Annotated in this window: 20 protein-coding genes and 1 tRNA gene; 17 read left to right on the top strand and 4 right to left on the bottom strand. The window is 62.9% G+C overall.

The features are described from left to right. Positions 1–72: 72 nt before the first annotated feature. On the top strand, positions 73–1,236 hold the full coding sequence (locus NKH01_RS23250; RefSeq protein WP_353022630.1) for an alpha/beta hydrolase: 1,164 nt from the start codon (positions 73–75) through the stop codon (positions 1,234–1,236). 19 nt (positions 1,237–1,255) lie between these two features. Here the strand turns inward: NKH01_RS23250 and ade are convergent, their stop codons facing one another. Together ade and NKH01_RS23260 are read right to left on the bottom strand one after the other, a co-directional pair. Continuing rightward, positions 1,256–3,067, bottom strand: coding sequence for an adenine deaminase (ade, locus tag NKH01_RS23255; RefSeq protein ID WP_353022632.1), 1,812 nt, complete (start codon positions 3,065–3,067; stop codon positions 1,256–1,258). 509 nt (positions 3,068–3,576) lie between these two features. Further along, positions 3,577–3,756 carry a cupin domain-containing protein gene (locus NKH01_RS23260; RefSeq protein ID WP_353022634.1) on the bottom strand — a complete coding sequence of 60 codons (180 nt, stop codon included), beginning with the start codon at positions 3,754–3,756 and terminating at the stop codon, positions 3,577–3,579. A 127-nt stretch (positions 3,757–3,883) separates the two neighbouring features. On the opposite strand from NKH01_RS23260, the gene NKH01_RS23265 reads away from it, so the two are divergent. Next, positions 3,884–3,969, top strand: a tRNA-Leu gene (locus NKH01_RS23265). Positions 3,970–4,033: 64 nt separating this feature from the next. On the opposite strand, the gene NKH01_RS23270 is transcribed toward NKH01_RS23265, so the two are convergent. Next, positions 4,034–4,612: an NUDIX domain-containing protein gene (locus tag NKH01_RS23270; RefSeq protein WP_353022636.1), complete on the bottom strand. Its 579-nt coding sequence runs from the start codon at positions 4,610–4,612 to the stop codon at positions 4,034–4,036. Between the two features lie 154 nt (positions 4,613–4,766). Here NKH01_RS23270 and NKH01_RS23275 point away from each other — a divergent pair, with 154 nt between their 5' ends. The 8 genes from NKH01_RS23275 (at position 4,767) to NKH01_RS23310 (ending at position 11,465) form a co-directional block, all read left to right on the top strand. Then, positions 4,767–5,870 carry an NADH:flavin oxidoreductase/NADH oxidase gene (locus NKH01_RS23275; RefSeq protein WP_353022638.1) on the top strand — a complete coding sequence of 368 codons (1,104 nt, stop codon included), beginning with the start codon at positions 4,767–4,769 and terminating at the stop codon, positions 5,868–5,870. A 112-nt stretch (positions 5,871–5,982) separates the two neighbouring features. Further along, positions 5,983–6,300 (top strand): SH3 domain-containing protein, encoded by a 318-nt coding sequence (locus NKH01_RS23280; protein WP_023717438.1) that lies wholly within the window; start codon positions 5,983–5,985, stop codon positions 6,298–6,300. Positions 6,301–6,362: 62 nt separating this feature from the next. Beyond that, on the top strand, positions 6,363–6,656 hold the full coding sequence (locus tag NKH01_RS23285; RefSeq protein WP_352641155.1) for a DUF982 domain-containing protein: 294 nt from the start codon (positions 6,363–6,365) through the stop codon (positions 6,654–6,656). A gap of 28 nt (positions 6,657–6,684) precedes the next feature. Beyond that, positions 6,685–6,924, top strand: coding sequence for a DUF2188 domain-containing protein (locus tag NKH01_RS23290; RefSeq protein ID WP_023674770.1), 240 nt, complete (start codon positions 6,685–6,687; stop codon positions 6,922–6,924). Positions 6,925–7,088: 164 nt separating this feature from the next. Continuing rightward, positions 7,089–8,174: an ABC transporter ATP-binding protein gene (locus NKH01_RS23295; RefSeq protein WP_352495828.1), complete on the top strand. Its 1,086-nt coding sequence runs from the start codon at positions 7,089–7,091 to the stop codon at positions 8,172–8,174. Positions 8,175–8,207: 33 nt separating this feature from the next. Beyond that, positions 8,208–9,533: an ABC transporter substrate-binding protein gene (locus tag NKH01_RS23300; protein WP_352495827.1), complete on the top strand. Its 1,326-nt coding sequence runs from the start codon at positions 8,208–8,210 to the stop codon at positions 9,531–9,533. 185 nt (positions 9,534–9,718) lie between these two features. Further along, complete coding sequence (locus tag NKH01_RS23305) at positions 9,719–10,570, top strand: carbohydrate ABC transporter permease (RefSeq protein WP_376705884.1); 852 nt, start codon at positions 9,719–9,721, stop codon at positions 10,568–10,570. Position 10,571: 1 nt separating this feature from the next. After that, positions 10,572–11,465 (top strand): carbohydrate ABC transporter permease, encoded by an 894-nt coding sequence (locus NKH01_RS23310; protein WP_023717433.1) that lies wholly within the window; start codon positions 10,572–10,574, stop codon positions 11,463–11,465. A 97-nt stretch (positions 11,466–11,562) separates the two neighbouring features. On the opposite strand, the gene NKH01_RS23315 is transcribed toward NKH01_RS23310, so the two are convergent. Next, positions 11,563–12,549 carry an alpha/beta fold hydrolase gene (locus NKH01_RS23315; RefSeq protein WP_353022641.1) on the bottom strand — a complete coding sequence of 329 codons (987 nt, stop codon included), beginning with the start codon at positions 12,547–12,549 and terminating at the stop codon, positions 11,563–11,565. 146 nt (positions 12,550–12,695) lie between these two features. On the opposite strand from NKH01_RS23315, the gene NKH01_RS23320 reads away from it, so the two are divergent. The 7 genes from NKH01_RS23320 (at position 12,696) to NKH01_RS23350 (ending at position 20,502) form a co-directional block, all read left to right on the top strand. Beyond that, positions 12,696–13,427: a competence/damage-inducible protein A gene (locus NKH01_RS23320; protein WP_353005474.1), complete on the top strand. Its 732-nt coding sequence runs from the start codon at positions 12,696–12,698 to the stop codon at positions 13,425–13,427. Positions 13,428–13,522: 95 nt separating this feature from the next. After that, positions 13,523–14,356 (top strand): universal stress protein, encoded by an 834-nt coding sequence (locus tag NKH01_RS23325; RefSeq protein WP_353022644.1) that lies wholly within the window; start codon positions 13,523–13,525, stop codon positions 14,354–14,356. Positions 14,357–14,483: 127 nt separating this feature from the next. Then, on the top strand, positions 14,484–14,984 hold the full coding sequence (gene gpt / locus NKH01_RS23330; protein WP_023674762.1) for a xanthine phosphoribosyltransferase: 501 nt from the start codon (positions 14,484–14,486) through the stop codon (positions 14,982–14,984). A gap of 200 nt (positions 14,985–15,184) precedes the next feature. After that, entirely contained in the window at positions 15,185–15,673 is a 489-nt protein-coding gene (locus tag NKH01_RS23335; protein WP_352817507.1) for an NUDIX hydrolase, read from the top strand. A 646-nt stretch (positions 15,674–16,319) separates the two neighbouring features. Further along, positions 16,320–20,084 carry a vitamin B12-dependent ribonucleotide reductase gene (locus NKH01_RS23340; RefSeq protein WP_352641147.1) on the top strand — a complete coding sequence of 1,255 codons (3,765 nt, stop codon included), beginning with the start codon at positions 16,320–16,322 and terminating at the stop codon, positions 20,082–20,084. 6 nt (positions 20,085–20,090) lie between these two features. Continuing rightward, positions 20,091–20,294, top strand: a complete 204-nt coding sequence (locus NKH01_RS23345; RefSeq protein ID WP_031193524.1) for a type II toxin-antitoxin system HicA family toxin — start codon at positions 20,091–20,093, stop codon at positions 20,292–20,294. 1 nt (position 20,295) lies between these two features. Then, positions 20,296–20,502 (top strand): type II toxin-antitoxin system HicB family antitoxin, encoded by a 207-nt coding sequence (locus NKH01_RS23350; protein WP_023717426.1) that lies wholly within the window; start codon positions 20,296–20,298, stop codon positions 20,500–20,502. The last annotated feature ends 11 nt before the right edge of the window (positions 20,503–20,513 follow it).

The raw sequence follows: 20,513 nt of genomic DNA on the forward strand, positions 1-20,513 counted from the left end.
CCGTGCCGGCCTCTGCCTCTATCGAATAGGCCAAGACGTCTCCGGCTCGACGTCGCCTTTGCGGGAGCCCGCGTGACCGTGCCTTCGAAGATCTTTCTCGTCGTTGCATTCGCACTCGCGGTTACCGGCTGCGCCGGCCAGAACACGCATGATCTGCTTAACAAGACGACGATCACGGTGCCTGCTGCCGATATCGCGGCGACGCATAAGATCTTCGTCGCCACAACCCGGCAAAAGGCAACAAAGGAGCCCCGGCAGGTGTTCGACGGCGACCGCTCGCCGACCACCAGCTTTGCCAGCGTCGAGGTGACCGTTCCCAAGGTCCACCAGGTTGGCGCTATCGAACGGGTCAAGGGCTCGGCCAACAGCAATCCGGCGAAGGATTTCACCGCGACCGGCGTCACCTTCTACGAAGGCGCGCCGCAATTCGCCAAGGCGGTCGGCGCCGACATCGCAATGCGCGGCGACCGCGCGCTGGTTTTCGTGCACGGCTTCAACAACGGCTTCGACGACGGCATCTACCGGCTGACGCAGATCGCGCACGACACCAAATACCCCGGCACGCCGGTGCTGTTTTCATGGGCCTCGAGCGGCAAGACGACCGGCTACATCTACGACAAGGAAAGCGCCAATGCGGCGCGCGACGATCTCGAAGGGACGCTGCGTATGCTTGCCAAGAGCCGCGCCAAGAGCATCGACATCATTGCCCATTCGATGGGGACCTGGGTGACCATGGAAGCGTTGCGCCAGCTTGCCATCACCGGCGACCGCGACCTCGGCGGCAAGCTCGGCTACGTCATCCTGGCTTCACCCGACATCGACGTCGACGTGTTCAAGAAGCAGATGATCCGCTACGGCAAGCCAGACAAGCCGTTCGCCGTGCTGCTTTCGGGTGACGACCGGGCGCTCAGGCTGTCGACCCTGATCTCCGGCGACAAGCCACGCGTCGGCGACTATGGCGACGCGGCCGACCTCGCCAGCTATGGCGTCTCGGTGGTCGACCTGACCAAGACCAAGGGCGGCGACCGGCTGAACCACGCCAAATTCGCCGACAACCCGTTCCTGGTGCAGTTGCTCGGCGACCGCCTGCGCGCCCCGGCCGGCCTCGCCTCCGAAGAGACCGCGCCGGCCCAGCTCGACAATCTCGGCCAGGGCCTCGGCAAGGCCGTCGGCTCGGTGGCCGAGATCGTCATCACCACGCCGTTCAAGGTGCTGACCATCGCCACCGGCGGGTGAGGCGGCGCCCGGGCGGCATTCAGACGAACAGATCAACCTTCTGGAACGTCGTCACGTCGATCAGGCCGACGTCGGAAATCCTGAGCTCGGGGATGACGACCAGCGCCAGCAGCGAGTGCTGCATGTAGGCGTTGTTGAGTGAGCAGCCCATCTGGCGCATGGCGTCGCTGAGTTTGTCCGCCTTGGCGGCGACGATTTCCGCCCGCTCGTTCGACATCAGCCCGGCGATCGGCATTTCGACCAGCGCCAGCTCCTTGCCGTTGGAAAACAGCACGACGCCGCCGCCGACCTCGCCCAGCCGGTTCACGGCCAGGGCCATATCCTGCTTGTTGGTGCCGACGACGATGATGTGGTGGGCATCGTGCGCCACGCTGGAGGCCATGGCGCAGTCGCCGATATAGCCGAAGCCGGAGACGAAGGCGTTGGTGACGCCGCCGGTGCCCTTGTGACGCTCGACCAATGCGATCTGACAAACGTCGTTGCGGCGGTCCATGGCGACCAGCCCGTCCTCGACGGCAAGATCGGCCTCCAGCGCCCGCGTCGGCGCCTGGTTCTCGATGACGCCGATGACGCGAACCCGCACCTCGTTGGCGCCCATGGGTGCCGCGATGTCGAAATCGCCGGCCTTGAGCTTCTTGCCGAGCTTGACGGTGTTCTTCGCCGTCTTCGGATAGTCGTAGGCCGGAATATCGATCTCGAGCTTGCCGCCCTTGGCCAGCCGGACGCCGCGGCCATAGACCTCGTCGATAGTCATTTCGGCCAGGTCAGAAACGATCAGCAGATCGGCGAGCCGCCCAGGCGCGATCGAGCCGATCTCGCGTTCCAGCTTGAAATGCTGGGCGGTGTTGAGCGTCGCCATCTGGATCGCCGTCACCGGCTTCAAGCCCTGGCTGATGGCGTGGCGCACGACCCGGTCCATGTGGCCTTCATGCACCAGCGTGCCGGAATGGCTGTCGTCGGTGCACAGGATGAAGTTGCGCGGGTCGAGGCCGCTCTCCGTCACTGCCTTGATCTGCGAGGCCACGTCGTACCAGGCCGAACCCAGCCGCAGCATCGCCTTCATGCCCTGGCGGACGCGCGCGATGGCGTCCTCGGCGCGCGTGCCTTCGTGGTCGTCCTCCGGACCGCCGGCGACATAGCCATGGAACGGCAGGCCGAGATCGCGCGAGGCATAGTGCCCGCCGACGGTCTTGCCAGCCCTCACCGTCGCCGCGATCTCGCCCGACATCACCGGATCGTTGGCGGCGACGCCGGGGAAATTCATCACCTCGCCGAGCCCGATGATGTTCTCCCAGGTCATCGCCTCGGCAACGTCGGCCACCGTCAGCTCGGCGCCGGCATGCTCCAGCCCCGGCGCCGACGGCACGCAGGACGGCATCTGCACATGCACGTTGACCGGCATGGCGACCGCCTCGTCATGCATCAGCCGCACACCCGGCAGGCCGAGCACATTGGCGATCTCGTGCGGATCGATGAACATCGAGGTGGTGCCATGGGGGATCACCGCGCGGCAAAATTCCGTCACCGTCACCATGCCGCTCTCGACATGCATATGCGCGTCGCAAAGCCCCGGCACCAGATAGCGGCCGCCGGCATCGACCACCTTGGTGCCCTGACCGATGGCATGGCCGGCATTCGGCCCGCAATAGGCGAAGCGGCCGCCGGCGATGGCGATGTCTGTGCCGGCGATGATCTCGCCCGAATGGACGTTGACCCAGCGCCCGTTGCGGATGACGAGATCGGCGGGCTTGCGGCCCATGGCGACATCGACCAGATGCGTCGCCATCTCGGCCCAGGGTTTTGGTTTCGTCGCATTGGCGGTCTTCGGCATCAACAGGCTCCTCTTTGCCCGACTGTGCCAAGCCGCGAGGATTTTGACCAGCGAGGAAGTAAGCGCCAACGGCGAAGTTGCAGATCTCCTCTCTCAAGGGGGGGTGATGTCGCCGAAGGCGACAGAGGGGGGTCGCCGATCCACGCGCGACGACCCGCTCTGGCCTACCGGCCATCTCCCCCTCAAGGAGGGAGATTGATGCCACCATGGCTTTCGCCAATCGCCAAGGGCCTTTTGCGTCGGCCGCAGCAACTTTGTTCTTGCTTTGTGCCGGCAGCTATGCTACTAATTTGGGTATGGTGCTAATTGGCTCCAACGACCCGCCTCCCGAGGCGGGTTTTTCTGTTATGGCGCCATTCATGGCAAATTGGCCCAAGCGGAATACGATTCCGTTGCGGCCAATCAGCTTTTTGCCGCGTCAGCGGATCTTACTGAATCGACGGTCGCGGAGTTTGACACACTCCATCGTTCGAGCCTTCAGCCGGTTCAATCAATTCGATCCCGAACTGTCACTTCTTGCTCGGATCGTCTGCCGGGTTGACGTAGGTGATCTTGAATGGCCCCTCGCCATGAACCTGGATGATCGTATCGCTTGTCGTCCAGGCGAAGTGATTCATTGCGGCCGGTGCGACGCCGAAGCCGCCAGCAGTCAGTTCGACGCCTTTCGCCTCGTCGAGCTTATCGCCCATTCCGATATGGAAGTTGCCGGAAACCACCGTTATGTAGGTGATGGCCTCGCTAGCTTCGAGTGTCGGATTTGTCGACGGCAGAAGACGGCTTGACGGCTCCTGCCCGGCATCTGAAAAGGACTGGCCTGCGGACGTGGCGGAATTGGTAGACGCAAGGGACTTAAAATCCCTCGATCTCTGATCGTACGGGTTCGATTCCCGTCGTCCGCACCAGATTTGGTCTCGTTTGATAGTCTCCGTAACTGGAGACCGGGCCCTCGACCCAGTTCTGGCCCCCTCACACCCCAATCGGGTTCAGCTTCAAATGCTGGATCAAAATAATCGTCTTGGCGTCGAGGATCCGACCGTCGTGGATGCCGGCCAGCGCCTCGTCGAGCGGCATTTCCAAAACTTCGATGTCCTCGCCTTCGTCGTGGGCGCCGCCGCCGTCGGAAATGCGGTCGGCGGGCGAGTAGCGGGCGACGAAGAACCAGAGCCGCTCGGTCACGCTGCCGGGGCTCATGTAGGGTGAAAATAGCCGCTGCACGTCCTTCAGGCGGTAGCCGAGTTCTTCCTCGGCCTCCTTGCGGATGCAGGCTTCGGGATCGTCTTCGTCGAGCAGGCCGGCACAGGCCTCGATCAGCGGATCCTTGTGGCCGGTGACATAGGCCGGATAGCGGAACTGCCGCACCAGAAGCACCGTCGAACGCTCCGGATCGAAAGGCAGGATCACCGCGCCGTCGCCGCGATCGTAGGTCTGGCGGGTGTGCGTTTCCCATTTGCCGTCGCGCCGGCGGTAGTCGAAGACGGTCTTTTTCAAAACCGCCCATTCGTCGGAAAGGACTTCCTCCGAGCGGATGCGAATGCGATCTTCCATGGTGGACTCCCTGCTGCCGCGGCAAGGCGTAGCCGCGAACGCCCGTTCGTGCAATCCGGCCAGCTATTGGTCCAGAGCACCGGTTCACCGTCTCGTGTCTGGCGCTGGCACAATCGGCTGCATAAATAGCGGCAACCCTTCGCGGAGTTTTTTTATGACCTCATCGCTTTTCCAGCCGATCACCCTCGACGGCCTGACCTTCCCCAACCGCATCGCGGTCGCGCCGATGTGCCAGTATTCGGCCGACGACGGCTCGGCCAGCGATTGGCACCTCTATCACTGGATGAACCTGGCAATGTCGGGTGCCGGCATGGTCACCGTCGAGATGACCGAGGTCGAACGGCGCGGCCGCATCTCGCATGGCTGTCTCGGCCTCTATTCCGAGGACAATGAGGCGGCGGCGCGACGCACGCTGGATGCAGCCAAGCGTGTCGCCGCGCCGGGCACGAAATTCGGCACGCAGCTTGCCCATGCCGGCCGCAAGGCCTCCAACCGGAAACCCTGGGAAGGCGGCGGCCCGCTGCACGCCGATCAGGATCCGTGGCCGATCGTGTCGGCCTCGGCAATCGCCTACGACACCGGCTGGCAGGTGCCGCGGGCGCTGGAGGACGACGAGATCCTGCAAATCATCGAACGCTTCGCCGAAGCAGCCCGGCGTGCCGAGCGCGCCGGCTTCGACTTCATCGAGCTGCATGCCGCGCATGGCTATCTGATCTTCCAGTTCCTGTCGCCGCTCACCAACCGGCGCACCGACCGCTGGGGCGGCTCGCTGGAAAACCGCATGCGTTTCGCCGTCGAAATCGCCAAGGCGGTGAAGCAGGCGGTGCCCAGACTGATGCTGGGCGCGCGTCTGTCGATCAAGGAATGGGTCGATGGCGGCTTCGACGTCGAGGATGCGATCGAAGTGGCAAAAGCGCTGAAGGAAGTCGGCGTCGCCTATCTCTGCTGCTCGAGCGGCGGCAATTCGCCGTTGCAGAAGCTGCCGTCCGGACCCGGCTACCAGGTTCATCTGGCCGAAGCGGTGCGCAAGGGCGCCGGCATCGCGACGCGGGCCGTGGGCCTGATCGACGATCCGAAACAGGCCGAGGCGATCGTCGCCGACGGGCGCGCCGACATGGTGGCGCTGGCGCGCGCCTTCCTTGCCGATCCGCGCTGGGGCTGGCGCGCCGCGGCCACCTTCGGCGAAAAAATCCACCCGGCGCCGCAGCTTGCCCGCTCGGTGACGACGATGCAGCATTGGATGAAGGCGGCGAACTGACGGGGCGGGTTCTCACCTCGCTGGACAGGGAACCATAGCTTCGCTTTGATCCTCTGCCGGTGTAGAGTGGCGAGGGCCGCGGCTGGGCGCGGCAGGTTGGGGGAGCAGAGACATGTCGTTCAGGGGGATTTCCATTGCGGCTGCTGCCGCGGTTTTGGCCGGGCTGTCGTTTGCCACATCGACGCCGGCCGGGGCGCAATATTGCGAAGGCACGGTGCACGGTCTTTCCAGGCACTACAATCTGGCAACGGGAAGCGGCTTTCTCGCCGTTCGGGCCCGGCCGAACTCGTCGTCGCGCATGATCGGGCAATTGTTCAACGGCGACCAAACCGAGATCTTTGACCGTCGCGGAAACTGGTACCAGGTCGATTTCGGCGGCCGCGCCGGCTGGGCGAATGCGCGCTGGCTGCGCAACGACTGCGGCTATTGAGGTATTTTCGCCTGAGCTAAAATAGCTGTTGCAACCAAATCGGCCGCTCCGCGTTGGCGGCGATGATGGACAGCAAGCCATTTGAAAAGCCGGTCGTGGTCGAACTCGGCCATGTCGGCAAATATCGGCATATCCGCAGCGCCCAGGAGGCGGCGGAGTGCCTGATGACGGTCTGGCCACTCAATCGCGGGCCGCGTCATCGTGATGCCCTCGACACTTGCCTAAAAGTGCTGGAAGGTTATCGTTCGACGGCCGATGCACGCCGGGCACTGATCGAAGCCGCCAGGGAATCGGACGTGCTGGTTACGGACGACAGGCTGCCAAACGACAGACTGGCCGATGACAGGCTGCATTGAGGCAACGGGCTTTCAACCGGAGGGTTTCATGGCGAAACTGACCTACAAGATCGTCGAGCATGATGGAGGCTGGGCCTACAAGGTCGGCTCGACATTCTCCGAAACGTTCCCCACCCATCAGGACGCGTTGCGCGCCGCCGAGATCGCTTCCGCCGAACAGCAGGTCGCCGGCAACACCGACGGCATCCAGTACGAGGACGCCGACGGCAAATGGCACGACGAGCTCGCCGACGGCCGCGACCGGCCGCAGACCGAGGTTTCGGATTAGGGTGTGTCGATATCCAGGTGATGCCGGCGTGCTTTACAGGTCGGTTTGGTAGCGCTACCGTCTCACATCGCGCGTGACCGGGGAGGAGCCTGGGCGCTGTCGCGGGCCAGGCAAGAAAGCGGTTTCCTTCGAAGTCGTTGCAGGAATCAGTCGGGAGGAGATCGATGGCGTCTGTCGCAATCGGCGATGTCTACAAGTCATTTGGGACCGTCGAGGTCCTGCACGGGGTCAGCGTCGATATAAACGACGGCGAGTTCGTCACGTTGGTCGGTCCTTCGGGTTGCGGAAAGTCGACCCTGCTCAGGATGATCGCCGGCCTGGAAAAGATCTCGCGCGGCCAGATCGCGATCGGCAAACGTATCGTCAACAACGTTGCGCCAAAAGAGCGCGACGTCGCCATGGTTTTCCAGAACTATGCGCTCTACCCGCATATGACGGTCGCCGAGAACATGGCGTTCTCGCTGATGCTCAAGGGCGTTCCCAAGACGGAGAGCGATGCCGGCGTGCGGCGCGCGGCCGAAATCCTGGGACTGGTGCCGCTGCTCGACCGGTATCCGCGCCAGCTTTCCGGCGGCCAGCGCCAGCGCGTCGCCATGGGCCGCGCGATCGTGCGCGATCCGCAGGTCTTCCTGTTCGACGAGCCGCTCTCCAATCTCGATGCCAAGCTCCGGGTGCAGATGCGCGCCGAGATCAAGGAACTGCACCAGCGCCTGAAGACGACGACGGTTTACGTCACCCACGACCAGATCGAGGCGATGACCATGGCCGACAAGATCGTCGTCATGCACGACGGCATCGTCGAGCAGATCGGGCCGCCGCTCGAACTCTACGACCGGCCGAACAATCTTTTTGTCGCCAGCTTCATCGGCTCGCCCGCCATGAACATGCTGAGGGGCGAGATCGTAAGCGACGGCTCGCCGTCGTTTCGCGGCGCCGGAGGGATTTCGGTCCCGTTGGCCTCGGCACTTTCCATCGGCAATGGTGAGCCGGTCGTGCTGGGGATACGGCCCGAGCATTTGCGGCTATCCGACAATCAGGGCATTCCGGTCACTGTCGTGGTGGTCGAGCCGACAGGGTCCGAAGTGCAGCTCATCGGCCGAACCGCCGGCGGCGAGGAGATCGTCGCCAATTTCCGGGAACGGCATTCCTTCACGCCGGGCGAAACCATCTGGCTTACGGCCGAGCCTGGCCTCATCCATCTCTTTCACGGCAAAACCGGACAGCGGTTCGAAACACCCATCAAGCAGTAGGACGGCACGGACAATAAGCAGGAGGAAGCGAGCATGAAATTCACCAGACGCGACGTGATCCGCACCACCGCCGGCGCTGCGGCGGGAGCCTTGGGAAGCCGGCTCATCGGCTCTCCCGCCTTTGCCCAGGAGGGATTGAAGTACAAGCCCGAGGACGGCGCCAAGCTCAGGCTGCTGCGCTGGTCGCCCTTCGTGCAGGGCGACGAGGATCAATGGCTGGCCAACACCAAGCGCTTCACCGAAGCGACCGGTGTCGAGGTCCGCGTCGACAAGGAAAGCTGGGAGGACATCCGTCCCAAGGCAGCGGTCGCCGCCAATGTCGGCTCCGGCCCGGACTTGATGTTGGTCTGGTTCGACGACCCGCATCAATATCCCGACAAGCTGCATGACGTGACGGAACTGGGCGAATATCTCGGCTCGAAATATGGCGGCTGGCACGATGGACCGAAGCAATATGCGACACGGCAAGGCAAATTCCTCGGCCTGCCGCTGGCCACCATCGGCAATGCCATCGTCTATCGTGAAAGCTGGGTGAAGGAGGCCGGCTTCTCCGAATTTCCGAAGGACACGGCAGGCTTGCTCGAGCTTTGCAAGGCATTGCAGGCGAAGGGACACCCGGCCGGCTTCACGCATGGCCACGGCGTCGGCGACGGCAACAACTACGCCCACTGGCTGCTATGGAGCCATGGCGGCCAGATGGTCGACGAGAGCGGCAAGGTGACGATCAACAGCCCCGAGACGCTGAAGGCGATCGAATACGCGCAACAGCTCTACAAGACCTTCATTCCCGGTACCGAAAGCTGGCTCGACGTCAACAACAACCGCGCCTACCTGGCCGGCGAATTGAGCGTGATCGCCAATGGCATTTCCGCCTACAACACCGCCAAGATCAACAAGGACAAGGATCCGAAACTGACCGAAATCGCCAAGGACACGCGCACGACCAACCTGCCGATCGGTCCTGTCGGGAAATCCGTCGAGCTGTTCCAGGTGACCACGGCCGTGATCTTCGACTACACGCCCTACCCCAATGCGGCCAAAGCCTATCTGCAGTTCATGTTCGAGGAACAGCAAATGTCGCAGTGGATCACGTCCTCGGCGGGCTATTGCTGCCAGACGCTCAAAGCCTTCGACAACAACCCGGTGTGGACGGCCGATCCGAACAATGCCGCCTACGCCAAGGCCTCGGCGACGCTGCGGCCCAACGGCTATGCCGGCCCGCTCGGCTATGCTTCGGCGGCGACCATGGCCGACTATGTGCTGGTCGACATGTTCGCCAAGGCGGTGACAGGCCAGGCGACGCCGCAAGAAGCGATGGCAGAAGCCGAGAAGCGCGCAAACCGCTACTATCGCGTTTGAGCGGATTCAGCCGGGCAGCCATGCTGCCCGGCTTCGAATCGCGCATGGCCGCCTGGCCGATCAATGAGACTTAGAGGAGCCGACCCATGGCCGTGACCTCCGCTGCCGCTCAGCCACCCCGGTCGACGCTGTCGCGCATTTTGACGTTCGTGTCTGAAAGTCATAACGCGCTTGGCTTCGGCTTCATGCTGCCGGCGGCGGCGCTGCTGCTGGTCTTCCTAACCTATCCGCTCGGGCTCGGCGTCTGGCTCGGCTTCACCGATGCCCGCATCGGCCGCCCCGGCATCTTCATCGGCATCGAGAACTACGAATATCTGTGGGATGACGCCGTCTTCTGGCTCTCCGTCTTCAACACCTTGCTCTACACGATCAGCGCCTCGATCCTGAAGTTTGCGCTAGGCCTCTGGCTGGCGCTTATCCTCAACCAGAACCTGCCGTTCAAGTCGTTCTTCCGCGCGATCGTCCTGCTGCCCTGGGTGGTGCCGACGGTGCTGTCGGCCATCGCCTTCTGGTGGATCTACGATTCGCAGTTCTCGATCCTGTCCTGGGCGCTTATGGAAATGGGCCTGATCGACCATCGCATCAACTTCCTCGGCGATCCGGAGAATGCGCGCGCTTCGGTCATCGCCGCCAATGTCTGGCGCGGCATTCCTTTCGTGGCGATCACGCTGCTTGCCGGCCTGCAGACGATTCCGCAGTCGCTCTACGAGGCCGCCACGCTCGACGGCGCCAGCCGCTGGCAATTGTTCCGCTATGTGACGCTGCCGCTGCTGACGCCGATCATCGCCATAACCATGACGTTTTCGGTGCTGTTCACCTTCACCGATTTCCAGCTGATCTATGTGCTGACGCGCGGCGGGCCGGTGAACGCCACCCATCTGATGGCGACGCTGTCGTTCCAGCGCGGCATTTCCGGAGGCCAGCTTGGCGAAGGCGCCGCGATCGCAGTCGCCATGATCCCGTTCCTGCTGGCGGCGATCCTGTTCAGCTACTTTGGCCTGCAACGCCGCAAATGGCAGCAGGGCGGCGGAGATTGACATGACCGCGATCGAAACGAGCAAACGCCCCGAACTCGACGAAGGCGGCATGGGCTACCTGCAGAGTGTGCCGCGCCGCGTGGTGACGGTTTACCTGCCGTTGCTGATATTCGTCATCGTGCTGTTGTTTCCGTTCTACTGGATGACGATCACGGCGGTTAAGCCCAACCTCGAGATGACCGACTACGCCAATTTCAATCCATTCTGGGTGGTGCATCCGACGCTCGAGCATATCCGCTATCTTCTCTTCGAGACGTCCTATCCGGGCTGGCTGCTCAACACGATCATCATCTCGACCGCCGCCACTTTCCTGTCGCTGCTGGCAGCAGTGTTCGCTGCCTATGCGATCGAACGCTTGCGGTTCTCCGGGGCGCGGCAGGTCGGCCTCGCGGTGTTCCTGGCCTATCTCGTGCCGCCGTCGATCCTGTTCATTCCGCTGTCGGTGATGGTGTTCAACCTTGGGCTTTACGACACGCCCTTCGCGCTCATCCTCACCTATCCGACCTTCCTGATCCCGTTCTGCACATGGCTGCTGATGGGTTACTTCCGCTCGATCCCGTTCGAGCTGGAGGAATGCGCGCTGATCGACGGGGCGAGCCGCTGGCAGATCCTCACCAAGATCGTGCTGCCGCTGTCGGTGCCGGGCCTGATTTCCGCGGGCATCTTCGCATTCACGCTGTCATGGAACGAGTTCATCTACGCCTTGACCTTCATCCAGTCGTCCGAAAACAAGACTGTGCCGGTCGGCGTGCTCACCGAACTGGTGCGCTCGGACGTCTATGAATGGGGGGCGCTGATGGCGGGAGCGCTGATCGGCTCGCTGCCGGTGGTGGTGCTCTATTCGTTCTTTGTCGAGCACTATGTTTCCTCGATGACCGGAGCCGTGAAGGAATAAGTTCGGAGGTATTCCCGGCGGCCGGGATGTCCCGAGGCACCCTGCCGGCCGAGGCTGCGGCGGGTTGCACACCTTTGCGTGAGGTTCCGGGAGGGTGTCAGCTGCTGGTGTCGGACTTCGGCGCAAATGCGCGGTCGGCAATGCGTTCGATGAAAGCGACGACCCGTTCCGGCCCGACGAATTGTGGCATATGGCCAAGCCCCTCGACCGGCTCGAAATCGAGCCCGCTGATCTTTTCCATCAGCGGCCAGCCATGGATATCGATGCCCAGCACGACGTCGGAAGCACCAAACAGAATGCCAGCTGGCATGGTGATCTCGCGATAGCGTTGCTCGATACGGCCAAGGTCGTGCTCGATGGCCACGACATCGGTCGACGTTGCATAGAAATGGCTTGGCCTGAGCCCGCACCAGCCGCCGCCCTCGACCATATAGTCGGCCGGCATCGCCTGCGGCGCGAAAATGAAGGCCAGCGTGCGTTCTGCGTATCTGAGAGCCGCCGGGATCGCCACCGTGTGAGCCATGATCCGGCGCCGCAGCGGCGACTGAATGTATAGCGGGCCGAACTTCTCGCGCGCGTCCGGCTCCAGATGGGTCAGCGGCGCCAGCAAGGCGATACCGGAAACCGCCTCGGGATACTCGACAGCCAGCGTCAGCGCGATGGCGCCACCCAGCGAATGGCCGACGATCAGCGGCTTTTGCAGTCCAAGCGCCTCGATAAAATGCCGCACGATCTCGGCCTGCTCGGGTAGCCGCCCGCTGGCGCCCCTGGCCCGCACCGAATAGCCGGAACCCGGACGGTCGAGCGCGATCAGCCGATAGTTCGGGCCGAACCGTCCGAACAGCGTGTGGCGGAATTGATGAAGCTGCGCGCCAAGGCCGTGCAGGAAGACGATCGGCCGCCCCTCGCCCATCTCGAAATAATGGATGCGATTGCCGTCGATCTCGATGAATTTACCGCTGGCCGGCACCAGCCTTTCGGCTTTCGCCGCAATCCGCAGCGTCGCCAGCACAGGATAAGCTGCCACGACGAGCGCCAGCAGAAACAGCGCGCCGGGCAGCCATAGAAGAATCGATACCGGCATGTTCTTGCTCATGGCCCAAACCGGCGCAGCATCACCCGCCGAAGGTTCCACTGCAAGGGAGGTGGCACAGGTGGATCCGTCGTTTGGCGGCATTGCCGCCGGCCGTTCGCCGCGCTATCTCAGGCGACCCGTTGCCGGAGCCTGCCATGACCGAAATCGTCACCGCCGCCATGCTCGTCATCGGCGACGAGATTCTGTCCGGCCGCACCAAGGACAAGAACATCGGCCACCTCGCCGACATCATGACGGCGATCGGCATCGACCTGAAGGAAGTGCGCATCGTTGCGGACGAGGAAGACGAGATCGTCGCTGCGGTGAATGCGCTGCGCACCCGCTACAGCTATGTCTTCACCACCGGCGGCATCGGCCCGACGCATGACGACATCACCGCCGATTCCATCGCCAAGGCCTTCGGCGTGCCGTGCGAATACGACGCCAGGGCCTACGCCCTGCTGGAGGCAAGCTATGCTGCCCGCGGCATCGAATACACCGAAGCGCGCAAGCGCATGGCGCGGATGCCGCGCGGGGCAGACCACATCGACAACCCAGTGTCGGTTGCGCCGGGCTTTCGCATCGGCAACGTCCATGTCATGGCCGGCGTGCCGGCGATTTTCCAGGCGATGCTCGACAATGTCGTGCCGACGTTGCGGGCCGGCACCAAAATGCTGTCGGCCACCGTGGAATGTCCGTTCGGCGAAGGCCTGATCGGGGGGCCGCTGGGCGACATCCAGAAGGCGCATCCGGACACGATCATCGGCTCCTATCCGAAATATGGCGACGGCAAGTTCTGGACGGAACTGGTGGTGCGCGCCCGCAGCCAGCAGGCGCTGGACTCCGCACGCGCCGACGTAGAGGCTATGGTGGCGAGCTTGACCTGAGCAAGCAGGGTAGGCTGATCGGCCGGCTTGACGGAACCAGCATCGCGCAGTGACGTTTGTCACGAGTGGGATCGCCGTAAAACTGAGGGATTGCCATGCGCTTCAAGACCATCGTCGCCATACTACAGAACGAACAGGACGCCGAGCGCGTGCTCGACTGCGCGATCCCGCTGGCCAGCCGGTTCCAGAGCCATCTGATCGGCATCCATGCCGAGGCGCTGCCCGTGCCCTACACCTCGGCCACCGGCTTTCCGGACACCGAGTTCCTGCAGGTTTCGGCCGACATGAACCGGGAGCGCGCCGAGAAGTTGCAGGCCGCCTTTCACAATCGCGTCGAGAATTCCGGCCTGTCGTTCGAGTGGCGCAGCCTCGAGAGTTTTTCCGGCGACAGCGCGCTGACCGGCATCTCGACCGTTCGCACCGCGGACCTGATCATCGCCGCGCAGCGCGAATCGAGCGGCGATCCGAGCGCCGACGTCGACACGCTGGTCTACGACGCCGGCCGGCCGGTGCTGGTGGTGCCGCATTCGGGTCCGCTGGTGACCAGCTTCAAGCACGTGCTGCTCGCCTGGAACGGCAGCAAGGAAGCCGCGCGCGCGGCGTTTGATGCCCTGCCCTTCATCATCGAGGCCGAAAAGACGGACATCGTCGTCATCGACCCGCCCGATACGCTCGAAGAGGCGCCGGAAACGGCCGGCGCCGAGATCGCCGCCTCGCTGTCCAGGCACGGCGCGACCGTCAGCGTCTCGGTGCTGAGGTCCGGCGGCGCCTCGGTCGACGACATCATCCAGACCAGGGTCGCCGAATCGGGCGCGGACCTGCTCGTGCTCGGCGCCTACAGCCATTCCTGGCTGCGCCAGCTGCTGTTCGGCGGGGTGACGCGAACGGTGCTGCGCACCGCGCCGGTGGCGGCTTTCCTGTCGCGGTAAGTTCATAGAGATCACGGGTTGGACAATCGCTTTGCCGCGCCCTTGCCAAGGCCAAGCCTTTCCAGTTAATTCCGCCCGCATTCCATAGTGTCTGCGCGCGATGCGCGCTTTGCGGAGTGCGCGAAAGATGTCCCTGCCCGAAAAAGCCTTCCCGGTCTCCTGGGACCAGTTCCACCGCGATGCACGCGCGCTCGCCTGGCGGCTTGCCGGCGCCAACAAGGGGCAATGGAAGGCAATCGTCTGCATCACGCGCGGCGGCTTGGTTCCGGCCGCCATCATTTCGCGCGAGCTCGGCATCCGCATCATCGAGACGGTCTGCGTTGCCTCCTATCACGATTATACCAGCCAGGGGCAGCTGCAGGTGCTGAAGGAGGTCACCCCAGCGCTGCTCGCCGATGACGGCGCCGGCGTGCTGATCATCGACGACCTCACCGACACCGGCAAGACGGCAGGAATCGTGCGCGCGATGATGCCCAAGGCTCATTTCGCCACCGTCTATGCCAAGCCGAAAGGCAGGCCGATGGTCGACACTTTCGTTACCGAGGTTAGCCAGGACACCTGGATCTATTTTCCCTGGGACATGGGCTTCACCTACCAAAAGCCGATCGCCGACGACCACGCCGGCTGATTCGCGGTAACGCCGCTTCCGTCGGAAGACAGCGTCGAGCACTCCTTGAAGGAGTGGCCCCGGCACACGACATTTCCTTAATCGACGCCCATTGGAGTGGTTAACCAGTCCACATGAAGTTTTTTACTTTTATTGCTTATGATTAGCCGTAAGATTCACGAGACGGCAAACGATTCTGGAAGCTGAGGCAAGCTTCTCCGATGTTGACAAGGCCAACGACGCACAACCATCTGGCCGAAAGGGTCCGGCGACTCTTCGGCACGGTGCCGTCCCGCCTGCAGGTTGCAGCGCTGCCCTGGCGCGATAGCGGCGACGGCGTCGAAATCATGCTGATCACCAGCCGCGATACCGGCCGCTGGGTGCTTCCCAAGGGCTGGCCGGAAGCAAAGGAGCCGCTTTGCGAGGCGGCGGCGCGCGAAGCCGGCGAGGAGGCCGGGCTGCGCGGCACGATCTCGCATCACGAGGCCGGCCGCTATTTCTACGCCAAGGTGCTGGATTCCGGCGAGGAAGTGCCGTGCGAGGTGCTGGTGTTCCCGCTGCAGGTCGACAAGGTCGCCGACCGGTGGAAGGAAAAGCGGGCACGCACCCGCAAGTGGGTCAGCGCCGCCGAGGCCGTGGGCATGGTACATGAACCGGATCTTCGCCAGATCATCGCCCATTTCTGCGCCGATCCACGCCGGTTCTCCTGAGCCCGAGTCGCGCATAGCCGCGGTCAGGTGCCGCGAACGCCATCGCCGAAGCACCTCCGCGCCGAGCCGAACCTACCTCGCTGCGCTCCGCTTCTATCCCCGTTATCCACATATGTGACACACAAGATGTTGGGGTCATAAAAGCTACGCAAACGAATCCTTGACGGCGCAAAACGAGTCGCCTTTTATAGGCCATGCGCTCCTGTTGAGAGTGCGACCGGAAAAGTTTCGAGGCCGGTCTTTTTCCCGGAATATGTGCGTTTTGATCCGCATTCCCGCCTGTTTACGAGGCCGGCGAAGGCGTGGGATTTTGAAGCCTTGGGGGGCGAAAGGGGAGGATTGTCGGACTTGAATAAATTGTCTGTTAACACTATATTTAGTGTTTGCAGGTAGGTTCGACGCTAGATAATGTGAATTTCCCTCGACCGAGGGTGTTACAAAAAGTTTTCAGTTTTGAGGGACCCACAGGGTCCGTGAGCGCGTTGGACAGCGGCCTCGCAGGAGGTTCGACCGGCAGGGCGGCGGAGACTGTGAAGATGAGAGTCGGGGTTTTCGAACGCCGGCAAACGGCGGCCATGCGCGTTTCGTCAAGAGGGCAGAAATCCTCTGGGAAAAGCGCTATATGTAGACAAAAGGGACCGGACCAATGCGCATCGAGCGTCGTTTCACCAAGCCAGGGCAATCAGCTTACGCGGAGATCGAATTCCGCAAGGCGCTTTCCGAGATCAAGAATCCGGATGGCTCGGTGGTGTTCCGCTTGGACAACATCGACGTGCCGGCGCAGTTCTCCCAGGTTGCCGCCGATATCCTGGCGCAGAAATATTTCCGCAAGGCGGGCGTCCCCGCACGGCTGAAGAAGGTCGAGGAGACGCAAGTCCCCTCCTTCCTGTGGCGCTCCGTCGCCGACGAGGCTGAACTGGCCAAGCTGCCGGAAGCCGAGCGCTACGGTTCCGAGACCGACGCTCGCCAGGTCTTCGACCGGCTTGCCGGTACCTGGACCTATTGGGGCTGGAAGGGCGGCTACTTCAAGTCGGAGGAAGACGCACGCGCCTTCCGCGACGAGCTCGCCTATATGCTGGCCACCCAGCGCGTCGCGCCGAATTCGCCGCAATGGTTCAACACCGGCCTGCACTGGGCCTATGGCATCGACGGCCCGAGCCAGGGCCATTTCTATGTCGACCCGTTCACCGGCAAGCTGACCAAGTCGAAGTCTTCCTACGAGCATCCGCAGCCGCATGCCTGCTTCATCCAGGGCGTGCAGGACGACCTCGTCAATGAGGGCGGCATCATGGACCTGTGGGTGCGTGAGGCGCGCCTGTTCAAATACGGCTCCGGCACCGGCTCCAACTTCTCGTTCCTGCGCGGCGAAGGCGAAAAGCTGTCGGGCGGCGGCCGCTCGTCGGGGCTGATGAGCTTCCTCAAGATCGGCGACCGCGCGGCGGGCGCCATCAAGTCGGGCGGCACGACGCGTCGCGCGGCAAAGATGGTCATCGTCGACGCCGATCATCCCGATATCGAGGAATTCATCGACTGGAAGGTCAATGAGGAGCAGAAGGTCGCCTCGCTGGTCACCGGCTCGAAGATCGTCAAGAAGCACCTCGAAGCGATCATGAAGGCCTGCATCAACTGCGAAGGCAATGGCGACGATTGCTTCGACCCGGCGGTCAACACCGCGCTGAAGCGCGAGATCAAGGCGGCCAAGAAGGACGCGGTGCCGGAGAACTACATCTACCGCGTCATCCAGTTCGCCAAGCAGGGCTACACCTCGATGTCGTTCAAGACCTACGACACCGATTGGGATTCGGACGCCTATCTCACCGTTTCCGGCCAGAACTCCAACAATTCGGTGTCGCTGAAGGACGATTTCCTGCGCGCCGTCGAGCAGGACGGCGACTGGCATCTCACCGCCCGCAAGGACGGGAAGGTGCTGAAAACGCTGAAGGCGCGCGATCTCTGGGAAAAGATCGGCTATGCCGCCTGGGCGTCGGCCGATCCGGGCCTGCATTTCAACACGACGATGAACGACTGGCACACCTGCGCCTCGGCCGGTGCGATCCGGGCGTCCAATCCGTGCTCGGAATATATGTTCCTCGACGACACCGCCTGCAATCTGGCCTCGATCAACCTTCTGCCCTATCGCAACGCCGACGGCACCATCGACATCGCCGCCTACGAGCACACGGTGCGGCTGTGGACCATGGTGCTGGAAATCTCCGTCATGATGGCGCAGTTCCCGTCGAAGGAGATCGCCAAGCTTTCCTACGAGTACCGCACGCTCGGCCTCGGCTACGCCAATATCGGCGGCCTGCTGATGACCTCGGGCATTCCCTATGATTCCGACGAGGGCCGCGCCATCTGCGCCGCCCTCACCGCGATCATGACCGGCACCGCCTATGCCACTTCGGCTGAAATGGCCGCCGAGCTCGGCGCCTTCCCCGACTACGACCGCAATGCGCAGAACATGCTGCGCGTCATGCGCAACCACCGCCGTGCTGCCTATGGCGACAGGGACGGCTACGAGAAGCTCGCCGTCAACCCGGTGCCGCTGGTCGCCTCGGATCTCAGGCAGCAAGAGCTTGCCGACCATGCCAAGGCCGCCTGGGACCGCGCCATCGAGCTTGGCGAGGAGCATGGCTACCGCAACGCGCAGGCAACGGTGATCGCCCCGACCGGCACGATTGGCCTGGTGATGGATTGCGATACCACCGGCATCGAGCCCGACTTCGCGCTGGTAAAATTCAAGAAGCTCGCCGGCGGCGGCTATTTCAAGATCATCAACCGTGCGGTTCCGGAAGCGTTGCGCACGCTTGGCTATTCCGAGAGCCAGATCGCCGAGATCGAGGCCTATGCCGTCGGCCATGGCAATCTCAACCAGGCGCCTGCCATTAACCCCGGCTCGCTCAAGGCAAAAGGCTTCACCGACGACAAGATCGCGGCGCTCAATGCCGCGCTGAAGTCGGCCTTCGACATCAAGTTCGTCTTCAACCAGTGGACGCTGGGCGCCGAATGGGTGAAGGAGAATTTTGGCTTCACCGATGAGCAGCTCAACGATTTCTCGTTCGAGATGCTGCCGGCGCTTGGCTTTTCGAAGAAGGACATCGAGGCCGCCAACATCCATGTCTGCGGGGCGATGACGCTGGAAGGCGCGCCGTTCCTGAAGGCCGAGCACCTGCCGGTGTTCGACTGCGCCAGCCCGTGCGGCAAGATCGGCAAGCGTTCGCTGTCGATCAACAGCCACATCATGATGATGGCGGCGGCGCAGCCCTTCATCTCCGGCGCCATTTCCAAGACCATCAACATGCCGAACGACGCGACGGTGGAAGACGCCAAGGGCGCCTACATGCTGTCGTGGAAGCTGGCGCTGAAGGCCAACGCGCTCTATCGCGACGGCTCGAAGCTGTCGCAGCCGCTCAATGCCTCGCTGCTCGCCGATGGCGAAGAGGACGAGGACGAAGCCGTCGAGCAGCTGATCGCGGCACCGGCCGCGCAGCGCGCCGTTCAGGTGACCGAGAAGATCGTCGAGCGCGTCGTCGAGCGTCTCTACCGCGACCGCGAGAAACTGCCGAACCGCCGCAAGGGCTATACCCAGAAGGCGGTCGTCGGCGGCCACAAGGTCTATCTCAGGACCGGCGAGTTCGACGACGGCCGTATCGGCGAGATCTTCATCGACATGCACAAGGAAGGTGCCGCCTTCCGGGCGATGATGAACAACTTCGCCATCGCCATCTCGCTCGGCCTGCAATATGGCGTGCCGCTCGACGAATATGTCGAGGCCTTCACCTTCACCAAGTTCGAGCCGGCCGGCATGGTGCAGGGCAACGACGCGATCAAGAACGCCACGTCGATCCTCGACTACGTGTTCCGCGAACTGGCTGTCTCCTATCTCGGCCGCCACGATCTCGCCCATGTCGACCAGTCGGATTTCGACAAGACTGCACTCGGACGCGGCATCAACGAAGGCAAGGCGACGCCCTTCTCCAAGGGTCTCACCCGCGGTGCCTCGCCGGTCAAGCTGGTGTCGGGCATGGGTGCGGAGCCCAAGGGCTTTGCCGGTGCGGGCTCCGGAACTCCGTCCCGTACCGCCCCAACCGCCTTCTCCGGCTCCAACGTGCTGACGTTGAAGCCGGCCAGCGACGAAGCCATCGCCTACAAGCGCGACTACGAGGAGCGCGCCAGGGAACTGGTCGAGGACATCGTCTACGCGGAAGCGTCTGATCCGACGGAGCTGTTCACCGACGAGGCGGCGAAAGAAGCAGCCGAAGCCAAAGCGCTCGCCGCCAACCGGCGCCAGCAATCGCTGATGCAGGGCTACACCGGCAACGAATGCTCGGAATGCCACAATTTCACGATGGTGAGGAACGGGACTTGCGAGAAGTGCGACACTTGTGGGGCGACGAGCGGGTGTAGCTGAGGAAAGATGCCGCCTCGGCTCACGGTCCGCGAAGTCATTCGCTTGCTGGAGACCGATGGCTGGTATCTGATTGCAACTAAGGGCAGTCATCGCCAATATAAGCATGAAATCAAAGCCGGTCGCGTCACCGTGGCCGGCAAGCCGTCTGAAGAGGTTGCGCCAGGTACACTGAACAGCATCCTCAAACAGTCCGGTCTGAAGGAGCGATGACATGCGATACGCGGTGGTGATTGAAAAAGCCGGAAACAATTTTTCCGCCTATGTGCCGGATCTGCCCGGCTGCATCGCCACCGCTGCAACTGTGCCTGAAGTGGAAGCCGAAATCCGCGACGCAATACGCTTTCATATCGAAGGCCTGCGTGCCGATGGACTGGATGTGCCCAAAGGTGTCAGCCTGGCGGAATATGTAGAGGCGTAGAAGCTGCGTAT

The organism is Mesorhizobium sp. M1403 (assembly GCF_040317695.1).
Taxonomy (GTDB): Bacteria; Pseudomonadota; Alphaproteobacteria; order Rhizobiales; family Rhizobiaceae; genus Mesorhizobium.

Coding starts and splice junctions, on each gene's coding strand:
- ade (WP_353022632.1), bottom strand. CDS start 3,067: ATGCCGAAGACCGCCAATGCGACGAAACCAAAACCCTGGGCCGAGATG.
- NKH01_RS23260 (WP_353022634.1), bottom strand. CDS start 3,756: ATGGGCGATAAGCTCGACGAGGCGAAAGGCGTCGAACTGACTGCTGGC.
- NKH01_RS23270 (WP_353022636.1), bottom strand. CDS start 4,612: ATGGAAGATCGCATTCGCATCCGCTCGGAGGAAGTCCTTTCCGACGAA.
- NKH01_RS23275 (WP_353022638.1), top strand. CDS start 4,767: ATGACCTCATCGCTTTTCCAGCCGATCACCCTCGACGGCCTGACCTTC.
- NKH01_RS23280 (WP_023717438.1), top strand. CDS start 5,983: ATGTCGTTCAGGGGGATTTCCATTGCGGCTGCTGCCGCGGTTTTGGCC.
- NKH01_RS23285 (WP_352641155.1), top strand. CDS start 6,363: ATGATGGACAGCAAGCCATTTGAAAAGCCGGTCGTGGTCGAACTCGGC.
- NKH01_RS23290 (WP_023674770.1), top strand. CDS start 6,685: ATGGCGAAACTGACCTACAAGATCGTCGAGCATGATGGAGGCTGGGCC.
- NKH01_RS23295 (WP_352495828.1), top strand. CDS start 7,089: ATGGCGTCTGTCGCAATCGGCGATGTCTACAAGTCATTTGGGACCGTC.
- NKH01_RS23300 (WP_352495827.1), top strand. CDS start 8,208: ATGAAATTCACCAGACGCGACGTGATCCGCACCACCGCCGGCGCTGCG.
- NKH01_RS23305 (WP_376705884.1), top strand. CDS start 9,719: ATGCTGCCGGCGGCGGCGCTGCTGCTGGTCTTCCTAACCTATCCGCTC.
- NKH01_RS23310 (WP_023717433.1), top strand. CDS start 10,572: ATGACCGCGATCGAAACGAGCAAACGCCCCGAACTCGACGAAGGCGGC.
- NKH01_RS23315 (WP_353022641.1), bottom strand. CDS start 12,549: ATGCCGGTATCGATTCTTCTATGGCTGCCCGGCGCGCTGTTTCTGCTG.
- NKH01_RS23320 (WP_353005474.1), top strand. CDS start 12,696: ATGACCGAAATCGTCACCGCCGCCATGCTCGTCATCGGCGACGAGATT.
- NKH01_RS23325 (WP_353022644.1), top strand. CDS start 13,523: ATGCGCTTCAAGACCATCGTCGCCATACTACAGAACGAACAGGACGCC.
- gpt (WP_023674762.1), top strand. CDS start 14,484: ATGTCCCTGCCCGAAAAAGCCTTCCCGGTCTCCTGGGACCAGTTCCAC.
- NKH01_RS23335 (WP_352817507.1), top strand. CDS start 15,185: ATGTTGACAAGGCCAACGACGCACAACCATCTGGCCGAAAGGGTCCGG.
- NKH01_RS23340 (WP_352641147.1), top strand. CDS start 16,320: ATGCGCATCGAGCGTCGTTTCACCAAGCCAGGGCAATCAGCTTACGCG.
- NKH01_RS23345 (WP_031193524.1), top strand. CDS start 20,091: ATGCCGCCTCGGCTCACGGTCCGCGAAGTCATTCGCTTGCTGGAGACC.
- NKH01_RS23350 (WP_023717426.1), top strand. CDS start 20,296: ATGCGATACGCGGTGGTGATTGAAAAAGCCGGAAACAATTTTTCCGCC.